The 18,471-nt window shown below is 76.8% G+C and carries 7 protein-coding genes; 1 reads left to right on the top strand and 6 read right to left on the bottom strand.

Annotation, left to right across the window (positions count from 1 at the left end):
- Positions 1 to 9: 9 nt before the first annotated feature.
- Positions 10 to 2,745: a CHAT domain-containing protein gene (locus Dvina_RS55410; protein WP_223095574.1), complete on the bottom strand. Its 2,736-nt coding sequence runs from the start codon at positions 2,743 to 2,745 to the stop codon at positions 10 to 12.
- A 181-nt stretch (positions 2,746 to 2,926) separates the two neighbouring features.
- Here Dvina_RS55410 and Dvina_RS41075 point away from each other — a divergent pair, with 181 nt between their 5' ends.
- Positions 2,927 to 4,300: a S8/S53 family peptidase gene (locus Dvina_RS41075; RefSeq protein ID WP_223095576.1), complete on the top strand. Its 1,374-nt coding sequence runs from the start codon at positions 2,927 to 2,929 to the stop codon at positions 4,298 to 4,300.
- 3 nt (positions 4,301 to 4,303) lie between these two features.
- Here the strand turns inward: Dvina_RS41075 and Dvina_RS41080 are convergent, their stop codons facing one another.
- Genes Dvina_RS41080 through Dvina_RS41100 form a run of 5 tightly spaced genes read right to left on the bottom strand, consistent with a single transcriptional unit; the run spans position 4,304 to position 18,441 of the window.
- Complete coding sequence (locus Dvina_RS41080; protein WP_223095578.1) at positions 4,304 to 7,291, bottom strand: non-ribosomal peptide synthetase; 2,988 nt, start codon at positions 7,289 to 7,291, stop codon at positions 4,304 to 4,306.
- Positions 7,288 to 7,464, bottom strand: coding sequence for an MbtH family protein (locus Dvina_RS41085; protein WP_223095581.1), 177 nt, complete (start codon positions 7,462 to 7,464; stop codon positions 7,288 to 7,290). The genes Dvina_RS41080 and Dvina_RS41085 overlap by 4 nt, the downstream gene beginning before the upstream one ends.
- Positions 7,461 to 12,899 carry a type I polyketide synthase gene (locus tag Dvina_RS41090; protein WP_246655644.1) on the bottom strand — a complete coding sequence of 1,813 codons (5,439 nt, stop codon included), beginning with the start codon at positions 12,897 to 12,899 and terminating at the stop codon, positions 7,461 to 7,463. The genes Dvina_RS41085 and Dvina_RS41090 overlap by 4 nt, the downstream gene beginning before the upstream one ends.
- Positions 12,896 to 17,710, bottom strand: a complete 4,815-nt coding sequence (locus tag Dvina_RS41095) for a non-ribosomal peptide synthetase (RefSeq protein ID WP_246655645.1) — start codon at positions 17,708 to 17,710, stop codon at positions 12,896 to 12,898. The genes Dvina_RS41090 and Dvina_RS41095 overlap by 4 nt, the downstream gene beginning before the upstream one ends.
- The gene (locus Dvina_RS41100; protein ID WP_223095583.1) at positions 17,707 to 18,441 is read right to left on the bottom strand and encodes a thioesterase II family protein; all 735 of its coding nucleotides are present in this window, start codon (positions 18,439 to 18,441) and stop codon (positions 17,707 to 17,709) included. The genes Dvina_RS41095 and Dvina_RS41100 overlap by 4 nt, the downstream gene beginning before the upstream one ends.
- Positions 18,442 to 18,471 lie beyond the last annotated feature (30 nt).

Below are 18,471 nucleotides of genomic sequence, written 5' to 3' on the forward strand. Positions count from 1 at the left end.
GGCGCTTCCTCACTCGCCGAGCGCGACGAAGGCCATGGCGGTGGCGAGGGCGACCGGATCGCCGGCGGCCCGCGCCCGCACGTGGGCCAGCGCCGCACCGAAGGTCGCACCGGAGCGCAGGCCGGCGTGCAGGTCGACCATGAGCGGGCCGGTGGCGGCGTCGTTCACCGGCCCGACGCTGGCGAGCAGGCTGGTGGTGCCCAGCGGGACCAGGACGCTGATCATGCCGAGCAGTTCGTCGCCGGGCATGGCGGCGGCCAGGCCCGACTCGCAGCTGGACAGGATGAGCCGGCGGGGGGCGCGGCGGAGCCGGCCGAAGTCGTAGACCGTCAGCGTCCCGTCGGCCAGCCGCAGCGACGAGAACAGCGGGTTGTCGGGCCGGAAGACACCGTGCGCGGCGATGTGCGCGGTCGCCGCACCGTCCACCGCATCGAGCACCCGCGCCGCCGTCGCCGCGTCCCCGTCCAGGATGACCGGCCGCCGGTATCCGGCCGCGATGCGCTCCGCCTCCGCGCGCGTGCCCGCCAGCCCCGGCCCGACGACGATCACGGTGCGCCGCCGCGGCTGCGGGGGCAGCTCCCGGGCGCGCAGCCACAGCGCCGCGGACGGCACGACGCACCAGTCGACCTCGCGCAGCCCGGGCAGCATTCCCCAGGGAACGGCGTGCAGCGGCCCGGGCGGCACGATGACCACCGGCCGCCCGTCCAGCTCCGCCGCCACCGGGCCGAGAACGGCGGCCTGCAGGCGCTCCCCCGCCCGGCGCAGCATCTCCTCGGCGCCACCCGGCACCCGCCCGCGGGCCAGCCGCCGCAGCAGAAACCGCGCCAGCTCGACCTCCCGCGCCGCCGCCGCGGCCGCCCCGACCTCATGCAGCCGAGCCCGCCCGCCCCGCCCCGTCACCGCATGCAGCACCCCGTCCACCTCGACCAGCTCCACCAGCAAACGGCCGTCGAGCCGCCCGAGGACCTCATCGGCCGGCCGCCCCGCCCCCGCTTCCTCGCGCCCACCCGCCATCGCTTCCCGGCGCCCACCCGCCATCGCTTCCCCGCGCCCACCCGCCATCGCTTCCCCGCGCCCACCCGCCCCGACGCGCCCGTCCGCGGCACCCGCACGCCGGCCCGCGGGCTGCGCGCGCCCGGCCACCGGGTGCCGGCCCGCGGCGGCGGCACGGCGGGTGCGGGAGCGGATCGTCGCCTCGAGCCGGCGCCGTTCCTGCTCGAGCGGGCCGGTCGCGGCGCCCGTCGCGCGGGCGGTGTCGAGACGGCTCATGACCCGGCGCAGGGCCGTCAGGTCGGCGGTGAGCTCGTGGTCGTCGGGCTGCGGCGGCGCGGTGCGGGCGAGGGCGCCGGCGCGCCAGTGCTCGCTCCAGCGCAGGAGCATGCCCGGGTTGTTGTGTCGAACGGCGTGGCGCTGGCCCATCGCGGCCAGCTCGGTGCCGTGGCGGGCGGCGTGGACGCGCAGTTCGACGGCGCCCAGGCGCTGCTGGTGGGCGGCCGCGGCGGCCAGGCCGCGGCGGCAGGCGGTCAGCGCGGCGGAAGTGTCGCCGCGGGCCCGGGCTCGCAGGGCGCGGGCCAGCCAGCCGGCGGCCAGGCCGTATGCGGGGCCGCGCCGGCCCAGGCGGGCGGCGCGGGCCAGGTGCCGGTCGGCCGCGGCGAGGTGGCCGGCCGCGGTGGCCAGGCGGCCGGCCAGCATGTGGGCGGCGGCCGCCTCCTCGGCGTGCAGGTCGTCCAGGCGGTCGGCGATGCGGGCGGCCGCGGTGCGGGTGCGGGCGTCGCGGCGCCCGGCGTCGTAGCGGGACTGGATCAGGATGAAGTCGGCCCGGGCGGCCCACCACTCGCGGTGCTGGGCGCGGAACAGGTCGCGGGCGGCCCGCGCCCGCGCCGCGGCGTCCTCGGGGCGGGCGGCGGCCTGGGCGGCGCGGGCGGCGGCGAACAGCAGCTCGGCCTTGTCGGCGGTGCGGCCCGGGAGGCGGGCGACCCCGGCGTCGGCCATGGCCAGTGCCTCGTTGGCCAGGCCGGCGGCGATCAGGACCTTGCAGCGGTCGAAGACCAGGTCGGAGATGTACGCGCCCAGGCGGTCGTACCGGCTCTCGGCCTCGTCGAGGTAGGCCAGCGCGGCGGGCAGGTCGCCGGCGAGCACGGCGAGGTCGGCCCGGTTGTGGACGGTGAAGGCCAGCTCCAGCTCCTGACCGGCCGCGGCGAAGAGGCGCTCGGCGACCGCCAGGTCGCGCTCGGCCCGGCCCGCCTCGCCGAAGTTGACGAGCACGCCGAACCGGTGGCTGCGCGCCCGCGCCTCCCAGACGAGGTCACCGGCGCGGTGCAGCAGGGGTATTGCGCGGTTCAGGTCGGCCAGCGCCTGCTCGCGCCGGCCCATCGTGGCCAGGTGGCTGGCCCGGCGCAGCAGTGCCCGCCCGGCCGCCGGGCCGGAGCTGGACGCCACCGCCGCGTCGAGCGCGGCCAGGCCCTCGGCGGTGCGCCCGGCCATCGCGAGCGTCACCCCGAGGGTGGCCTGGACGTCGGTCACCCGCTCGCCGTCGCCCGACGCCTGCGCGAGCCGCAGCGCCTGCCGCAGGTGCCGGATCGCGTCGCGGAACCGTCCGCCGTCGCGCACCACGATCGCGCGCGCCTGATACGCGACGGACTGCAGCCGCGGCCCCGCGCCGCCCGCGATCAGCCGGTCGGCCTCGGCCAGCGCGTCGCGCGGACGCGACAGCGCCAGCCGCAGCAGCTCATCGCCCTCGGGCACGCCGCCCAGTCTACGAACGCCCGCTGAGCTCCGATGCCGCACATACCCGAAGGAGCGTCCGCGATGGCCGCCGACGGCAGCCGACCGGCCGGGCTCCGCCCCGACCGGCGCGTCGCGCGGACGCGACGGCGCCGGCAACACCGCTGGCATCCCGCCCACACCCACAAGGAGGCAGTGCTCGATGGTCGTCAATCGTGAGGACAGCTGGCCCCGCTCCGCCAACGCGCGCACGCCGGCCGAGGCGCAGACCGCCATGGTGCTCGAGGAGTACGGCGACTACCTCGAGCCCGGGCCGCCGGACTGGCGGGAGTCCGGGGGCATCCGGCACTTCGTCCGCCGCGGCTTCGTCCTCGTCCACGACGGGTACGCCGACCGCGCCCACGAGATGCTGGTGGCCGCCGGGATCAGGGGCGAGCGGGCCACCGAGCGCGCCGCCGCCCTGCTGCCCGGGGGAAGACGCCGCCCGGAGGAGCCCGTCGACGGCGACGTCCGCTACGGGGTGCGGTATCTGCGGGTCGGGCCGGAGCGCACGGTGCCCGAGGCGCTGCGCGTGCTCCACGAGGGCCTGCACGACGGGGGTGGCCGGCGCCTGCACGACCCCCTCGGCCCGGACATCGCGAGCGCCGAGCACCTCCTGCACCTGGCCGACCACTCCGGTGTCTGCCCCGCCGACGAGCCCGGCTTCGTGCCCCCGCTGAGCCCGCCCGACCCGCCGATCGTGGCCGACCGCAGCGCGGGTCAGGGCATCCGCATCGTGGTCATCGACACCGGCCTGGACCCGGCCGTGTCGGCACCGTGGCTGGCCGGCGTGACCGGCGACCCCGACCCGGGCGTCGCCGGCGGGGTGATCAACCGGTACGCCGGCCACGGCACCTTCATCGCCGGCGTCATCCGGACCGTGGCCCCGGCGGCCGAGGTCATCGTCCGCGCCGGACTGCCCGGCGTGCTGTTCCAGACCGGCCGGGCGGCCACGAACCCGCCGGGTACCGTCTTCGAGCGGGACCTGGTGAGCGCGCTCGAACGCTGCCTGGTCCAGGACAGCCCCGACATCATCAGCCTGTCGGCCGGCACCTACAGCGACACACCGGGCGGCCCGATGCTGCTCAACGCCTTCAACGACCGGGTCCTGCACCGGTACAAGGGCGTGGTCCTGGTCGCCGCGGCCGGCAACGACGCCGCCCGCACCCCGTTCTGGCCGGCCGCCGCCCGCGGCGTGGTCGGCGTCGGCGCCCTGGCGGCGAACCGGCGCGACCGCGCGCGCTTCAGCAACCTCGGCGCCTGGGTGGACGTCTACGCACCCGGCGACCAGCTGATCAACGCGTTCCCCACCGGCGTGTACACCTACACGGAGCCGCCGCGCCGCGGGGCCACCCAGCGGTTCGAGGGCCTGGCCCGGTGGAGCGGCACCTCGTTCTCCACGCCGGTGGTGGCCGGGCTGATCGCCGCCCGCATGTCCCGCACGGGCGAGAACGGCCCCGACGCCGCCGCGGCCCTGATCGCCCGGGCCCGCAAGGACGCGATTCCGGGCGTGGGGGCGATCCTCGTCCCCGCGTGAGCGTCAGTCCGCCGGGTCGAGGTCGGCGGCCAGGAGCTCCTCCAGCGCGGCGGCGAGCTGTTCGACGGTGGTGTTGACGAACAGCAGGGACAGCGGGACCTCGATGTCGAAGGCGGTGCGCAGCCGGGCGGCCACGCGGGCGGCGAGCACCGAGTGGCCGCCGATGGCGAAGAACTCGTCGTGTACGCCGACCCGCTCCACGCCCAGCACCTCGGACCAGATGCCGGCCACGTACTCCTCCGCCGTGCTCCGCGGCGCCGTGTACCCGGGCGCGGCCGGGGCGGGCGTGGGCAGGGCGGCCCGGTCGAGCTTGCCGTTGGGGGTCAAGGGCAGTCCTTCGAGGAAGGTGAAAGCGGACGGCAGCATGTATGCCGGCAGCGTGCGGGCCAGCTGCGCGCGCAGTGCGGCGTCGGGTGGGCGGGGGCCCTGAGGAAGTACGAGATAGGCCTGGATCTGGGCTTGTCGCACTGTGACGGCGGCCCGGGCCACGCCCGGGAGGGACTCGAGGGCCGACTCGATCTCGCCGAGTTCGATGCGGTGGCCGCGGATCTTGACCTGGTTGTCGGCGCGGCCCCGAAACTCCAGGCGGCCGTCGGGGCGCCAGCGGACCAGGTCGCCGGTGCGGTAGAGGCGCGACCCCGGCGTGCCCCACGGGTCGGGCGCGAAGCGGTCGGCGGTCAGGCCCGGGCGGCGCAGGTAGCCGCGGGCCAGGCCCACGCCGCCGATGTGCAGCTCCCCCACCACGCCGATCGGCACCGGGCGGCCGGCCGCGTCCAGGACGTGCAGCGTGTTGCCGGCCAGCGGGGTGCCGATGTGGTTGTCACCGTCGAGCTCGCGCATCGCCGACCAGATCGTGGTCTCGGTGGGGCCGTACATGTTGAACAGCCGCCGCACCCGCCCGTGCAGCGCCTGGACCAGCTCGGCCGGCACCGCCTCGCCACCCACGAGCGCTGTCACGTCCGGCGCGCGGAAGCCCGCGTCGAGCAGCAGCCGCCAGCCCGCGGGCACGGCCTGGACGTGGGTCACCCCGTGCCGGCGGATCAGGTCGCACAGGTCGTAGCCGTCCTTGCTGCCCGCGATGACGACCCGCCCGCCGGTCGCGACGGGCAGCAGCATCTCCAGGAGCGAGATGTCGAACGCGGGGCTCGTCTGGTGCAGCCACACGTCGCCCGGGCCGCTGCCGAGGCGATCGGCGACGGCGTCGATGAGGTTGCGCAGCGCGCGGTGCTCGACCTGTACGCCTTTCGGGCGGCCGGTCGAGCCGGAGGTGTAGATCGTGTAGGCGACGTCGGCCGGCTCCGGAGGGTCGGACGGGGCCGGCGGGGCCGGCGCGCCGGGCGGCGGGAAACTCAACGGCGTGGCCCGCGCGTCGCCGAGCACGAACTGCCGCCGCTCCTCGGGGTGGTCCGGGTCCAGGGGCAGGAACCCGGCCCCGGCCTTGAGCACGCCCCACACGGCGACGTGCAGCTCCAGCGAGCGTTCCAGGCCGATCGCCACCAGCGAGCCGCGCCCGATCCCGGCCGCCCGCAGCGACCCGGCGACCCGATCGGACCGGGCGTCCAGCTCGGCGTAGGTGAGCGACTCGTCGAGGAACACCAGCGCGGTGTCGGACCCGCTGCGGGCCACCTGGGCCCGGAACAGCTCGAGCACGGTGCCCGGAGCACCGGGATCGGGCCCGCGCCCGAAGCGCTCGACGGCCGCCAGCGCGGCCGGCGGCAGGACCGGCAGCGCGTGCAGCCGCTGCTCCGGGTCGGCGACGGCCGCGCCGAGCAGCAGCGCGAAACTGTCGGCGAGCCGCCCGATCGTGGCGGCGTCGAAGAGCTCGGTGCTGTAGTACAGCCAGATCTCCAGGTCGTCGCCGGTGTCGACGACCTCGCAGTCGAGGTCCATCTTCGCGGTGCCGTTGCCGAACTGCCCGCGTCGCGTGCCGGGGAGCAGGTTGAAGCCGGCCTGGTACAGCGCCGGCCGCGACAGGTCCCGCGCGGGCTGCAGCGCCTCGACGAGCTTCTCGAACGGCACGTCCTGATGGTCGAGCGCGTCCAGGACGGTGCCGCGGACCCGGACCAGCAGCTCGCGGAAGGTGGGGTCGCCGCCGAGGTCGGTCCGCAGCACCAGCAGGTTTGTCAGCATGCCGATGACCGGGACCAGCTCGGGCCGGTCGCGCCCGGCGACAGGGGTGCCGACGACGATGTCGGTGTGCCCGCAGAGCCGGCTCAGCAGGGCGCAGTACCCGGCCAGCAGCGCCATGAACAGCGTCGCACCGTGCCGCTGGGCCAGCAGCCGCAGGCCCTTGCCGACGGCCGGCGGCAGCACCAGGCGGTGCTCGTCACCGGCGTGGCTGCGCCGGGCCGGGCGCGGCCGGTCGGTCGGCAGGCCGATGTCCGCGGGAGCACCGACGAGCCGGGCCCGCCAGTGCTCGAGGCTCGCGCCGGCGAACTGCTGCCGCTGCCAGACGGCGTAGTCGGCGTACTGGATCGGCAGGTCCGGCAGCCGCGCCGGGCGCCCCTCGCCGAGCGCCGCGTAGCACTCCATGAGCTCGGCGTCGAAGTTGCCCGCCGAGTAGCCGTCGAACACCGCGTGGTGGATGACGTGCACCAGCCGCCAGTCGTCGTCGGCCAGCCGCACCAGCCGGGCCCGCCACAGGGGTGCCCGGTCGAGCGGCAGCGGCTCCCGCGCGTCGGCCCGGGCGATCCGCGCGAACTCGGCCTCGCGCCGCTGCGCCGGGACCGGGCCGAGGTCGGACCGGGCGATGGAGCACGCCGGCGCAGCCTCGATGACCTGCATGAGCTGCCCGTCCTGGACCGCAAGTGCCGTGCGCAGCGCCTCGTGACGCCGCACGACCGCGGCGAAGGCCCGCTCGAGCCGGTCGGGATCGATCCGGCCGGGCAGGAGCGTGAGCACGTTCAGGTTGTACGGCGCCACGCCGGGGTCGAGCTGGGCCAGGAACCACAGCCGCTCCTGCGCGAACGACGCCGGGAAGCTGTAGCTCATCGGCGCAGGCTGCGGGGGCGCATGTCGGTCCAGACCTCGTCGATGTGGGCCAGGCAGTCCTCCTTCGGCCCGGCGAACCCGTCCTCGTGCCAGCCGGCGGGCACCGGGTCGGCGGCGGGCCAGATGGAGTACTGCTCCTCGTCGTTGCGCACGACCCTGTACTGCTCCGTCACTGCGGGCGCTCCAATCGCGGGATGGTCGAGGTGGGCGGCGCCGGGTCCGCGGCCGCCGCACGGACCCGCTCCACCGTGGCGGCCATCCCGGCGATCGTCGGCGCGTTGAAGACGTCGCGCATCGGCAGGCGCACCGCCAGCCGCTTGCGGACCAGCGCGATGAGCTGCACGGCGACGAGCGAGTTGCCGCCGAGCTCGAAGAACTCGTCGTCGCGGCCGATCGCGTCCAGGCCGAGCACGTCGCCCCAGATCTGCATCAGCGCCGCCTCCAGCTCACTGGTGACGGTGGCCGCGGTGCCATCGGCCCGGGCCGCGCCGGGCCGGTCGGCGCCCGCCCCGGTGGCCGCACCCGTGTCCATGCCGGTCTCGACGCTGTGCTGGGTGACCTCGCGGATGTGCGGGATCAGCTCGTCGAGCGGCACGACAGTGATCGAGACCTGCGCGCCGAGGTCGTTGGCCAGCAGCCGGTGCAGCGCGTCCGCGCCGTCGCTCGGGCGCATCAGCCGGTCGGCGTCGGCCTCGTCCGGCGGGCGCGCGGCGGCCTGGATCCCGCGGCTGACGGTCGAGGTGACGCTGTCCGGGTCGATGCGCCGCCACAGGTAGTCGGTGATGCCGAGGATCTCGGTGCCGTCGTCGTCCATGATGGACAGGTCGGCCGCCACGACCTCGCCGCCGCCGGCGTCGTGGTAGCGCCAGTGGCTCCACATCCGCTCGCGCAGCGGCCCGCGCACGACGATGCGGCCGTAGCCGATGGGGAGGTACTCCCCGCTCATCTGCCCGAACGACGTGGCCTCGTCGAGCATCGCCGGGTGCAGGCCCCACGCGGACAGCTCGCCGGCCACGACACCGGCCGCCTCCAGCCGGGCCAGGGCCTCGCTCTGTCCCCTGTGGACGGTCCGCAGGCTGTGCCAGCGCGAGCCGAACGTGATCAGGCCGGAGTTGGACACGTCGCTGAGGCCCTGGACCTCGCGCACGGCCAGCGAGCACCGGGCCCGCACGCCGGCCAGGTCGGCCGTCGGCGCGGTGCCCGGGTCGGCCCAGGCCGCGCTCCCCCGCACGTGCACCCGCTGGATGCCGGCGGCCAGGCTGCGCACCTCGAAGTCGAGCCCGTCGGTGTTGGGCGCGAACGTGACCCGCAGCTCGACGGCCGTGTCGTCGGGGACGGCCAGCCACTCGACGAACGCGACGTCGCGCAGCTCCACCACCAGCCCGGGCCGGGTCGCCGGCGCGACGGCCGTGAACGCCCGCCGGGCCAGCTCGAGGTAGCCGGTGCCGGGCATCAGCGGAGTGTCCATCAGCCGGTGCTCGCCGAGCACCCACTGCGTCCGCGGGAGCACGACCGCGCTGCACCACGGCAGCCGGTCGGCGTCACCCGCGTGCAGGGCGGTGAGCATCGGGTGCTCGATCGGGCTGACCCGCTCGCCGCGCTGCAGACCGCGGAACGCCTCGGGCGCGGCGACCTCGGCCGACATGCCGACCTCGGCCCAGCCGCTCCAGTCGATGGACACGACCCGGGTCCGCCAGCCGTGGGCGCTGTGCGCGTAGGCGTCCAGGAAGCTGTTGGCCGCGCAGTAGTCGACCTGGCCGAAGCCGCCGGCCATCCCGGCGACCGACGAGCAGATGGCGACGAAGTCCAGGTCGAGGTCGCCGAAGACGGCGTGCAGGGCGAGCGGGCCGAGGACCTTCGGGGCCAGCACCGACTCGGCCGTCGCCCTGGTCTTGATCTCGGTCATGCCGCCGCCCGGGACGCCGGCGGTGTGCACGATCCCGTCGATCCGGCCGAACCGGGCGAGCGTCGCCTCGCGCAGCCGGTGCAGGTCGGCCGGGCGGGTGACGTCGGCCGCGAGCACCAGGACCTCGGCGCCGGCCGCCTCCATCCGGCCGATCGCGCTGATCGCCCGCCCGGTCCGGTCGATGGTGCCGTGCACGTCGACGTAGGCGCTCCACTCGGCGCGCGGCGGCAGGTCGGAGCGGGAGGCGAGGACGAGCCGCGCCCGGACCCGCCGGGCCAGGTCCTCGGCGACGGTGATGCCGATGCCGCCGAGCCCGCCGGTGATGACGTACACGCCGCCGTCGCGCAGCCCGGCCGCGGCGTCGTCGGGGGCCGGCACGTGGGCCTGGGCGTTGCCCTCCAGCCAGCGCCGCCCGCCGCGGTAGGCGACGAGCTCGTCGCCGCGGGGCGCCAGCAGGGCCGCCACCGGGTCCACCCGCGCGTCGATGTCGATCTGGCGGGTGGTCAGCCACGGCGCTTCGAGGGGGCCGACCCGCACGACACCGGCGACCGTCGCGTGCTCGGGCCGCAGGCAGTCGCCCCCGATGACCGCGAGCGCGCCGGCGGTGAGCACGTCGAGGTGCACAGGCGCGGCCGGCTGGGTCGCGGCGATCGCCTGGACCAGGAACAGCAGGCTGAAGAAGCCGAGGTCCTGCGCGGCCCAGGCCCCGTCGGCCCCGGCCGGTGGCGCGGTCGCCGTCCAGGCGTGCACCACCCGCCCGGGCCGGCCGCGCCGCGCCAGCTCGGCCACGAGCGCGTCGTAGTCCTCGCGTTCGGCCGGGCGGACGGTGAACCCGCCGGGCGCCTCGGCGAACCCGGTGCCGGGCCGGACCTCGGTCACCGCGACCCCGGCCGCCCGCAGCCCGGCGGCGAGCCCGTCGCTGCCGTCGGTGAGCAGCAGGCAGCTGTCGAAGGGCTCGGACTCGACCACCGGCGGGCCGGGGCGCCAGCTCGGCACCTGGAACCACTCGGCGACCGGGCGCTGACCGGCCTTCGGCTGGGCCGGCGCGTAAGGGTCCTCGACGCCGGCGGTCGGCTCGACCCAGTACCGCTTGCGCTCCCACGGATACGTCGGCAGCGGCACCCGGCGCCCGTCCCCCGCGAGGGCGTCCGCGTCCAGCTCGATGCCGGCGACCCACAGCCGGGCCGCGGCGGCCGAGAGCACCCGGAGGTCCCCGCCGTCGCTGTCGGCCGCGGGCAGGCTCGGCACCGGGGGCGCACCCTTCGGCGTCTGCGCGCGGGCCAGGTCGGTGAGCGTCCGGCCGGGGCCGCACTCGACGAGCAGCCACTCGCCGTTGCCCAGCAGTGTGGCCACCCCGGCGGCGAAGGCGACCGGCTCGCGCAGGTGCCGGGTCCAGTAGGCGGCGTCGGTCGCCTGCTCCTCGGTGATCCAGTCGCCGGTGACGCCGGACAGGAACGGGGTGCGCGGCGCCTGGCGGGGCACGGCCGCGACGGCCGCATGGAAGGCGGCGAGCGCCGGCTCCATCATCGGCGAGTGGAAGGCGTGCGAGGTGTGCAGCGGCGTGGTGCCGACCCCGGCCGCGGCGAGCGTGGCGGCCAGCTCGTCGACGAGGCTCGTCGGGCCGGACACGACGCACGTCTCGGGCGTGTTGACGGCGGCCACGGCGACCCCGGGCGGCAGGTGCGGGCGGACTCCTTCGGCGTCGAGGAGCACCGCCAGCATCGAGCCGGGCGGCAGGGCCTGCATCAGCCGGCCGCGGGTGGCGACCAGGTGCAGCGCGTCGGGGAGCGTGAACACGCCGGCCAGGGTCGCCGCGACGTACTCGCCGATCGAGTGCCCGAGCATCGCGGCCGGCTCGACGCCCCACGACTGCCAGAGCCGGGCGAGCGCGTAGCCGACGGTGAACAGGGCCGGCTGGGCCAGGGCGGTCTGCCGGAGCTGGTCGTCCTGGCCGGTCGCGTGCAGCAGGACCCGCAGGTCGAGGCCGAGCGGCTCGCGCAGCACGCCGGCGCACTCGTCGACGGCGGCCCGGTAGACCGGCTCGGTCGCGTAGAGCTCGGCACCCATCCCCGCGTACTGCGCGCCCTGCCCGGAGAACAGCAGCGCCACCTGGGCCGGGCGCTTCGGGGCGACCGCGCGCACGACCCGGCGGGAGTCGGCCAGCCCGGCCGCGGCGTCGGCGGTGTCGGTGGCCACGAGCGCGGCCCGGTGCAGCATCCCCTTGCGCCCGACCCGCAGTGTGTGGGCGACGTCGGCCAGGTCGAGCCCCGGCTGCTCGGCCAGGTGCGCGGCGAGCCGCTCGAGCGCCGCCTGCAGCGCGGTCTCGGTCCGCGCCGACACCTGCAGCACGTGTGCCGGGCGGGACGAGCGCGGGCCGGTCGCCGCGGCCGGCGGTGCTTCCAGGACGATGTGCGCGTTGGTACCGCCGATGCCGAACGAGGAGACGCCGGCTCGACGCGGGAGGTCGCCGGTCTCCCACTTGGTGAGCGTCGCGTTGACGTAGAACGGGCTCGCCGCGAAGTCGATCTTCTCGTTGGGCTTCTCGAAGTGCAGGCTCGGCGGGATGAGCCCGTGCTGGACGGCGAGCGCGGCCTTGATGAGCCCGGCGATCCCGGCGGCCGGGCCGAGATGGCCGAAGTTCGTCTTCACCGAGCCGATGCCGCACCAGCCCCGCTCGTCGGTGTCCCGGCCGAACACGGTGGCCAGGGCCGCGACCTCGATCGGGTCGCCGAGCGGGGTCGCGGTGCCGTGCGCCTCGACGTAGGTGACGCTGCGCGGGTCGATGCCGGCGACGCCCTGCGCCTGGGCGATCGCCGCGGCCTGCCCCTCGGCGCTCGGCGCCGAGAAGCCGACCTTCCCGGCGCCGTCGTTGTTGACCGCGTTGCCGAGCACGACGGCCCGGATGTGGTCGCCGTCCGCGAGGGCGTCGGCGAGCCGCTTGAGCACGACGATCCCGCCGCCGCTGCCCCAGACGGTCCCGCGGGCGCTCGCGTCGAACACGCGCGAGTGGCCGTCCGGCGACAGCACGCCGTCGTCGTCGTACATGTACCCCCAGGCCGGGGGCAGTTCGAAGGAGACCCCGCCGGCCAGGGCCATCTCGCACTCGCCGTTGCGCAGGGCCTCGCAGGCCAGGTGGACCGCGACGAGGGAGCTGGAGCACGCGGTGGACACCGTCATGCTCGGGCCGCGCAGGTTCAGCTTGTACGACACGAGCGTGGCCAGGTAGTGCGGGTGGCTGGCGACCATGATGGCCATGTCACCGGCGGCCGCGAAGACCCTCGGGTTGCGGCGGATGTTCATCCACTGGTACGCGTCCGAGCCGATGGCACCGTAGACGCCGACCTCGCCGGGGTAGCGCTGCGGGTCGTAGCCGGCGTCCTCCAGCGCGGTGTGCGACAGCTCCAGGAACGTGCGCTGCTGCGGGTCGCGCAGCTCCGCCTCGCGCGCGCCGATGCTGAAGAACGCGGCGTCGAACTGGTCCATGCCGTCGAGCAGCGACGCCGCCCGCACGAAGTTCGGGTCGTCGAGCAGGTGCGCGGGCACGCCCCGGGCGAGCTGCTCCTCCCGGGTCGGGAACTGGACCGACTCGACACCCTGGACGAGGTTGTGCCAGTACTGCCCGAGGTCGGCGGCGCCGGGGAGCCGGCAGGCCATGCCGATGACGGCGATCGGCTCCACGCCGGCACTCTCGGTGTTGTTCACCGGTTTCTCCTGTCAGATCGGCTTTGGCGGGCGGCCACCCGCCGGGCGGCACGGTCGCGGCCGTCGCGGCCCGGGCCGGCCGGCGCCGCGGACCGCGCCGGTGACCCGGCATCGAGGTGGGCCGCGAGGGCCCGGACGTTCGGGTGGTGGAACAGCTCCACGATCGGGATCTCGCGGCCGAGCCGGTCGCTGAGGCGGGACTGCACCGCGGCGATCGCGAGGGAGTGCCCGCCGATGTCGAAGAAGTTGTCGGTGGCGCCGACCCGCGGCAGGCCGAGCACCGAGCGCCACACCCCGGCGACGAGCCGTTCGGTGCCGGTCCGCAGCCCGTCGAGCCCGGCGGCCGGCCGCGGGTCGGGTCGTGGCAGCGCGGCCCGGTCGACCTTCCCGTTCGCGGTCAGCGGCAGGGCCGGCAGCACGACGATCTCCGCCGGTACCGCATAGTCCGGCAGCATCGCGCGGAGCCTGTCGCGCACCGACGCCGGGTCCAGGCCGGGCCGCGCGCCGACGGCGTAGGCCCGCAGCACGGCGCCGCCCCGCTCGACGTCGGCGACGACGGCGCCCGCGGCCACCTCGGGATCGCCGGTGAGCGCGGCCTCGACCTCGCCCGGCTCGACCCGGTATCCGCGCACCTTGACCTGGTCGTCGGCCCGCCCGGCGAGGACCACGGCCCCGTCGGCCCGGTAGCGGCCGAGGTCGCCGGTCCGGAACTCCAGCGGACCCGGGAACCGGCGCGCGGTGAGCTCGGCGTCGAGGTATCCGGTGGCCAGCCAGCGGCTGCGGATCACGACCTCGCCGAGCTCACCGACGGCGGCCGCCCCGCCGCCCGGGGTCCGCACCAGCAGCTGCGCACCGGGAATGCCGTGCCCGACGGGGACCGGATGCCCGCCGCCCGGCTCGGCCCCGGTCACCTCGTGCCACGCCTGGACCTGCGGGGTCTCGGTGGTGCCGTAGAGGTTGAGGATGCGGGCCCGCGGCGCGATCCGGCGCAGCGCCGCGACGTCGGCGCCGGTGAGCCGGTCCCCGGCCAGCCCGATCAGCCGCAGCGCCGGCAGCCCGGCGCCCGGCACCGCCGCGAGCAGCCGGGCCAGCTGCGGCGTCAGGTGGACCACGGTCACCGCCCGCTCCGCGAGCCAGGCGGCCAGCCGCCGCGGGTCGCGCACCAGCGCCTGGTCGGGCACGCACAGCTGCGCACCGAGCGTGAGCGGGAGGATCGCGTCGCGCAGCAGCGGGTCGTGGGCGAGCCCGGCCAGCAGCGCGAACCGGTCGGCGGCGGTGAGGCCGAACGCCTTCGGGTACCAGTCCAGGAAGTGCGCGAGCGGCCGCTGGGTGGCCAGCACCGGCTTGGGCACGCCGGTGGTGCCGGACGTGAAGGCGAGGTAGCCGCCCTCCGCGGTGAGTGCCCCGCTGCGGGCCGTCCCCGGGGTGATCAGCGGGTATTCGGCCAGTTCGGGCGGGACCTGGGTGCCGGGCCCGGGCAGGAGGGCGGCGAGGCCGGCGGACCGGGCCTGCGCCAGGAGCCGGGCCGGGGGCAGGGCCGAGTCCAGGACCGCCCACCGGGCCCCGCCCTGCAGGACCCCGAGCAGCAGGGCGGGCAGCGCGGGGTGCCGGGCGGCCAGGACGCCGACCGCCGCACCCGCGGGCAGGCCGGCCCCGGCGACGGCGGCCGCGGTGCGCTCGATGTGCTCGCGGACGGCCGCCGGGGCCCGGATCATCGCCAGGACGCCGGGGCCGTCCCAGGTGGGCAGCTCGGCGGCCGGATCGGGCAGGGCGCTCGCGGCGGGCCGGGCCGAGGCGTCCCGGACCGGGCGTCCGGGGTCGGCCAGGAACGCGGTGAGCAGCTGCGTGTAGCTCGCCAGCAGGGCGTCGATGCGGGAGGCGTCGAACAGGTCGGGGTTGTACACCGCCTGCAGCGCGTAGCCCTCGCCCTGCTCCGCGGCGTAGAGCGTCAGGTCGAACAGGGAGCCGGGCAGCCCGGCCGGCAGCGCCGTGGCCCCGGGGACCGGAGGCGGCGGCTCGGCGAAGCCGTACATGTTGAACAGCACCTGGACCAGCCCGCCGCGGGACAGGTCGCGCCCGGCCCGCAGCCCGTCGATGACCTGCTCGATCGCGATGCCGGCGGGCCCGGTGACGGCGGCGAGCTCGTCGCGCGCCGCGGCGGCGTGCGCGGCGAACCCGGCGCCGTCGTCGATCCGCAGCCGGGCCGGGCGCACGTCGACGCAGCACCCGACGACGTGGGCGAACGCGGCGTGCCGGCGGTCGGCGACAGGCACCCCGATCAGCAGGTCGGTCTGGCCGGTGAGCCGCCGCAGCAGCAGCGCGAACACCGTCAGCAGCACCGTGTTGGGCGTGGTGTCGAGGTCGCCGGCCAGCCGGCGCACGGCCGCGGCGCTCCCGGCGTCGACGGCGCCCCGGGCCGCGGCCCCGCGGAACGTCTGCACCGGCGGGCGGGGCCGGTCCCGGGGCAGGTCGAGCACTGTCGGCGCCCCGGCCAGGTGCGCGACCCACCAGGCGACGTCGTCCGGCCGCTGCCGGCGGTGCTGCCAGGCGACGTAGTCGGCGAAGGTCGCGGGGAGCTCCACCGGCGCGAACGGCTCCCCGGCGTACGCGGCCGCCAGGTCGCGCAGGAGCACGTCCTGTGACCAGCCGTCGAACACCAGGTGGTGGAGCGTGAGCGCCAGCACCGCCGGCCCGTCGGCCGGGCGCAGCAGGGCCGCCCGCCACAGCGGCCCGGCGGCGAGATCGAACGGCGCCGACGCCTGCGCTTCGAGCCACTCGGAGACCGCGCCGCCGTCCACTATGGACAGCACTGGTTCGCCGTCGCGGCGAGCTCCGATAACCGGGGACGGCACACCGTCGGCGTCCACGATCCGCCAGCGCAGGCCGGCGTGGCGCTCCTCCACCGCCCACAGCGCCCGCTCGAGGGCGTCGACGTCGACGGGGCCGGGCAGCACGTGCGCGAGCGCGATGTTGTGCACCGGGGTGCCCGGTGCCAGGCGCTCGACGAACCACATGCGGCGCTGCGTCGCGGTGAGGGCCGGTGGCCGGCCGCTCGGCACCGGCGGCTCCGCGGTGAGCTCGGCCGCGGCCTCGACCAGCCCGGCCAGCGCGCCGAGCGTCCGGGCGGCCAGCACGTCCTCGACGGCGACGTCGCGGTGCAGCCCGGTGCGCAGGGCGGCGACGAGCTGCATGGCCCGCAGCGACTGGCCGCCCGCGGCCACGAACTCGTCGTCGAGGGCCGGCCGGGGCCGGTGCAGGACCTTCCCCCACAGCTCGGCGACGGCCCGCTCGACAGGCGTGCCCGGCTCGCGGCCGCTCCCCCGCTCCTCGGCGGTCGCGCGCAGGGCGGGGAGGTCGACCTTGCCGGCGGCGGTGAGCGGGAGGGCGGGGAGGCGCAGCACGCGGGCCGGCACCATGTAGGCGGGGAGGCGGCGGGCGCAGTGTTCGGCCAGGCCGGGCTGAGTGGGGGCGGTGGACGGGGCCAGGTAGGCGACGAGTGCGCCGTCCGCGGCGACGTCGACGACGGCCTGGCGGACGGCGGGGTGGGCACGCACGACCGTCTCGACCTCGCCGAGCTCGAGCCGCTGGCCGTGGACCTTCACCTGCCGGTCCAGGCGGCCCAGGAATGCCAGGCGGCCGTCGGCTTCGCGGACTGCGCGGTCGCCGGTGCGGTACAGCCGGGAGCCGGGCTTCGCGGTGAAAGGGTCGGGCACGAAGCGCTCGGCGGTCAGGGCGGGCCGGCCGAGGTAGCCGCGGGACACCTGCGGACCACCGATGTGCAGCTCACCCGGGACGCCGGGCGGACACTCGCGCAGCCGCTCGTCGAGCACGTGCGCGGTGCACCCCGGTAGAGCCGTGCCGATCGGCAGCCGGCGGTCCCAGTCGCCGGTGAGCTCGGTGCCGACGACGCAGACGGTCGTCTCGGTGGGGCCGTACCAGTTGTGGAACCGCCGGGCGGGCGGCGCCGACCAGCGCGCGACCTGCTCCGGCCCGGCCGGCTCGCCGGCGGAAATGACATCGGCCAGGTCCGGCAGCCGCCCGGGGTCCAGCAGGCCGAGCAGGGCCGGGGCGAGCGCGCCCCAGGTGACCCGGTGGGCCTCCAGGAACGCCTGGAGCCGGGCCGGGTCGATGCGGTCACCGTCGGGGACGAGCTGGACGGAGCCGCCGTGGGCGAGGGGCACGAACACGTCCAGGACGGAGACGTCGAAGCCGAACGCGGCGAACCCGATGCCGCGGCAGCCCGGGCCGGTGGCGAACGCGCGCCCGGTCGCGGTCACGAACGCCACGGCGCTCGCGTGCCCGACGACCACGCCCTTGGGGGTTCCCGTCGAGCCGGAGGTGTACATGACGTAGGCGGCCTGCTCACCGGAGACCAGGTCGGCCAGCGCGGCATCGGCGCCTTCCGGTGCCGGGGGCGGCACGGGCAGGAGGTGGAGGTGGAGGTGGCGGCCCGGGCCGGCGAGCGCGGCGGCGCCGGTGTCGTCGGTGAGCGCGATCGCGATGCCGGCGTCGTCCAGGATCTGCCGCAGCCGGGCCGGCGGGTGGGCGGGGTCGAGCGGCACGTAGGCACCGCCGGCGGCGAGGACGCCGAGGATCGCGGCCACCAGGTCCGGGGTCCGCCGCCCGCACACCGCGACCCGGGTCTCCGGGCCGACGCCGAGCCCCCGCAGGGCCTGCGCGTGCGCCGTGGCCGCCGCGGCGAGCTGCCGGTAGGTGACGCGGTGGTCCCACTGCCGGATCGCGAGCGCGTCCGGGGTTCGGGCCGCCTGGGCGAGTACGAGATGGTGCAGCCCCCCGTGTGCAGTGCTCACGGCGCCCGGAGTTCGGCGCTCAGCGCGTCGATGAGCTCGGCCGGCGGGTCGCGGTGGAACGCGTGCCCGCCGGGGACGACGTGCAGCCGGAAGCCGGCGCCGGCCGAGCGGGACCAGCCGCTCATCGGGACCGGGCCGTCGTCGCGGTCGTCGGCCCCGGCGAACGCGACCACCGGCATCGGCAGCGGTGGGCCGAGCGCGGTGGGGCGCGAGCCGAGCCAGCGCAGGTCGGCCCGGACGACGGGCAGGATCAGGTCGCGCAGCTCCGGCTCGTCGCGCAGCTCGGAGCCGGCGCCGGTGCGGTCGATGAGCTCGGCCACGAGCCGGTCCTCGGGCCACCCGGCCGCGTCGACGAGCGGCGGGCGCCGGTCCGGGGGCATCGAGCCGCCGACGCAGAGCGCCTCGGGCAGCCGGGCACCGGGGCGGCGGCGCAGGTCCTGCACCACGTCGTAGGCGAGCCGGGCACCCATGCTGTGGCCGTAGAGCGCGTAGGGGCGATCGGCGTGCCGGGCGATCGCCGCGGCCAGGCCGGCCGGGTCGAACTCGGGCGGCTCGGCGATGCGCCCCTCACGTCCGGGCAGTCGCAGCGGCCGGACGTCGACGTGCGGCGGCAGCCGGTGCGGCCACGCGCGGAACGCGCCCGCGCCGCTCCCGGCGTCGGGCAGGCAGTAGAGGATCATCGCGCCGCGCGGTGCCGCGGCCCCGAACAGCCGGTGATCCGAAACTTTCATTGACGGCGAACTGTCTCGAACAGCGTTGTG

This window comes from Dactylosporangium vinaceum, assembly GCF_019904175.1.
In the GTDB taxonomy this organism is placed as follows: Bacteria; Actinomycetota; Actinomycetes; order Mycobacteriales; family Micromonosporaceae; genus Dactylosporangium; species Dactylosporangium vinaceum.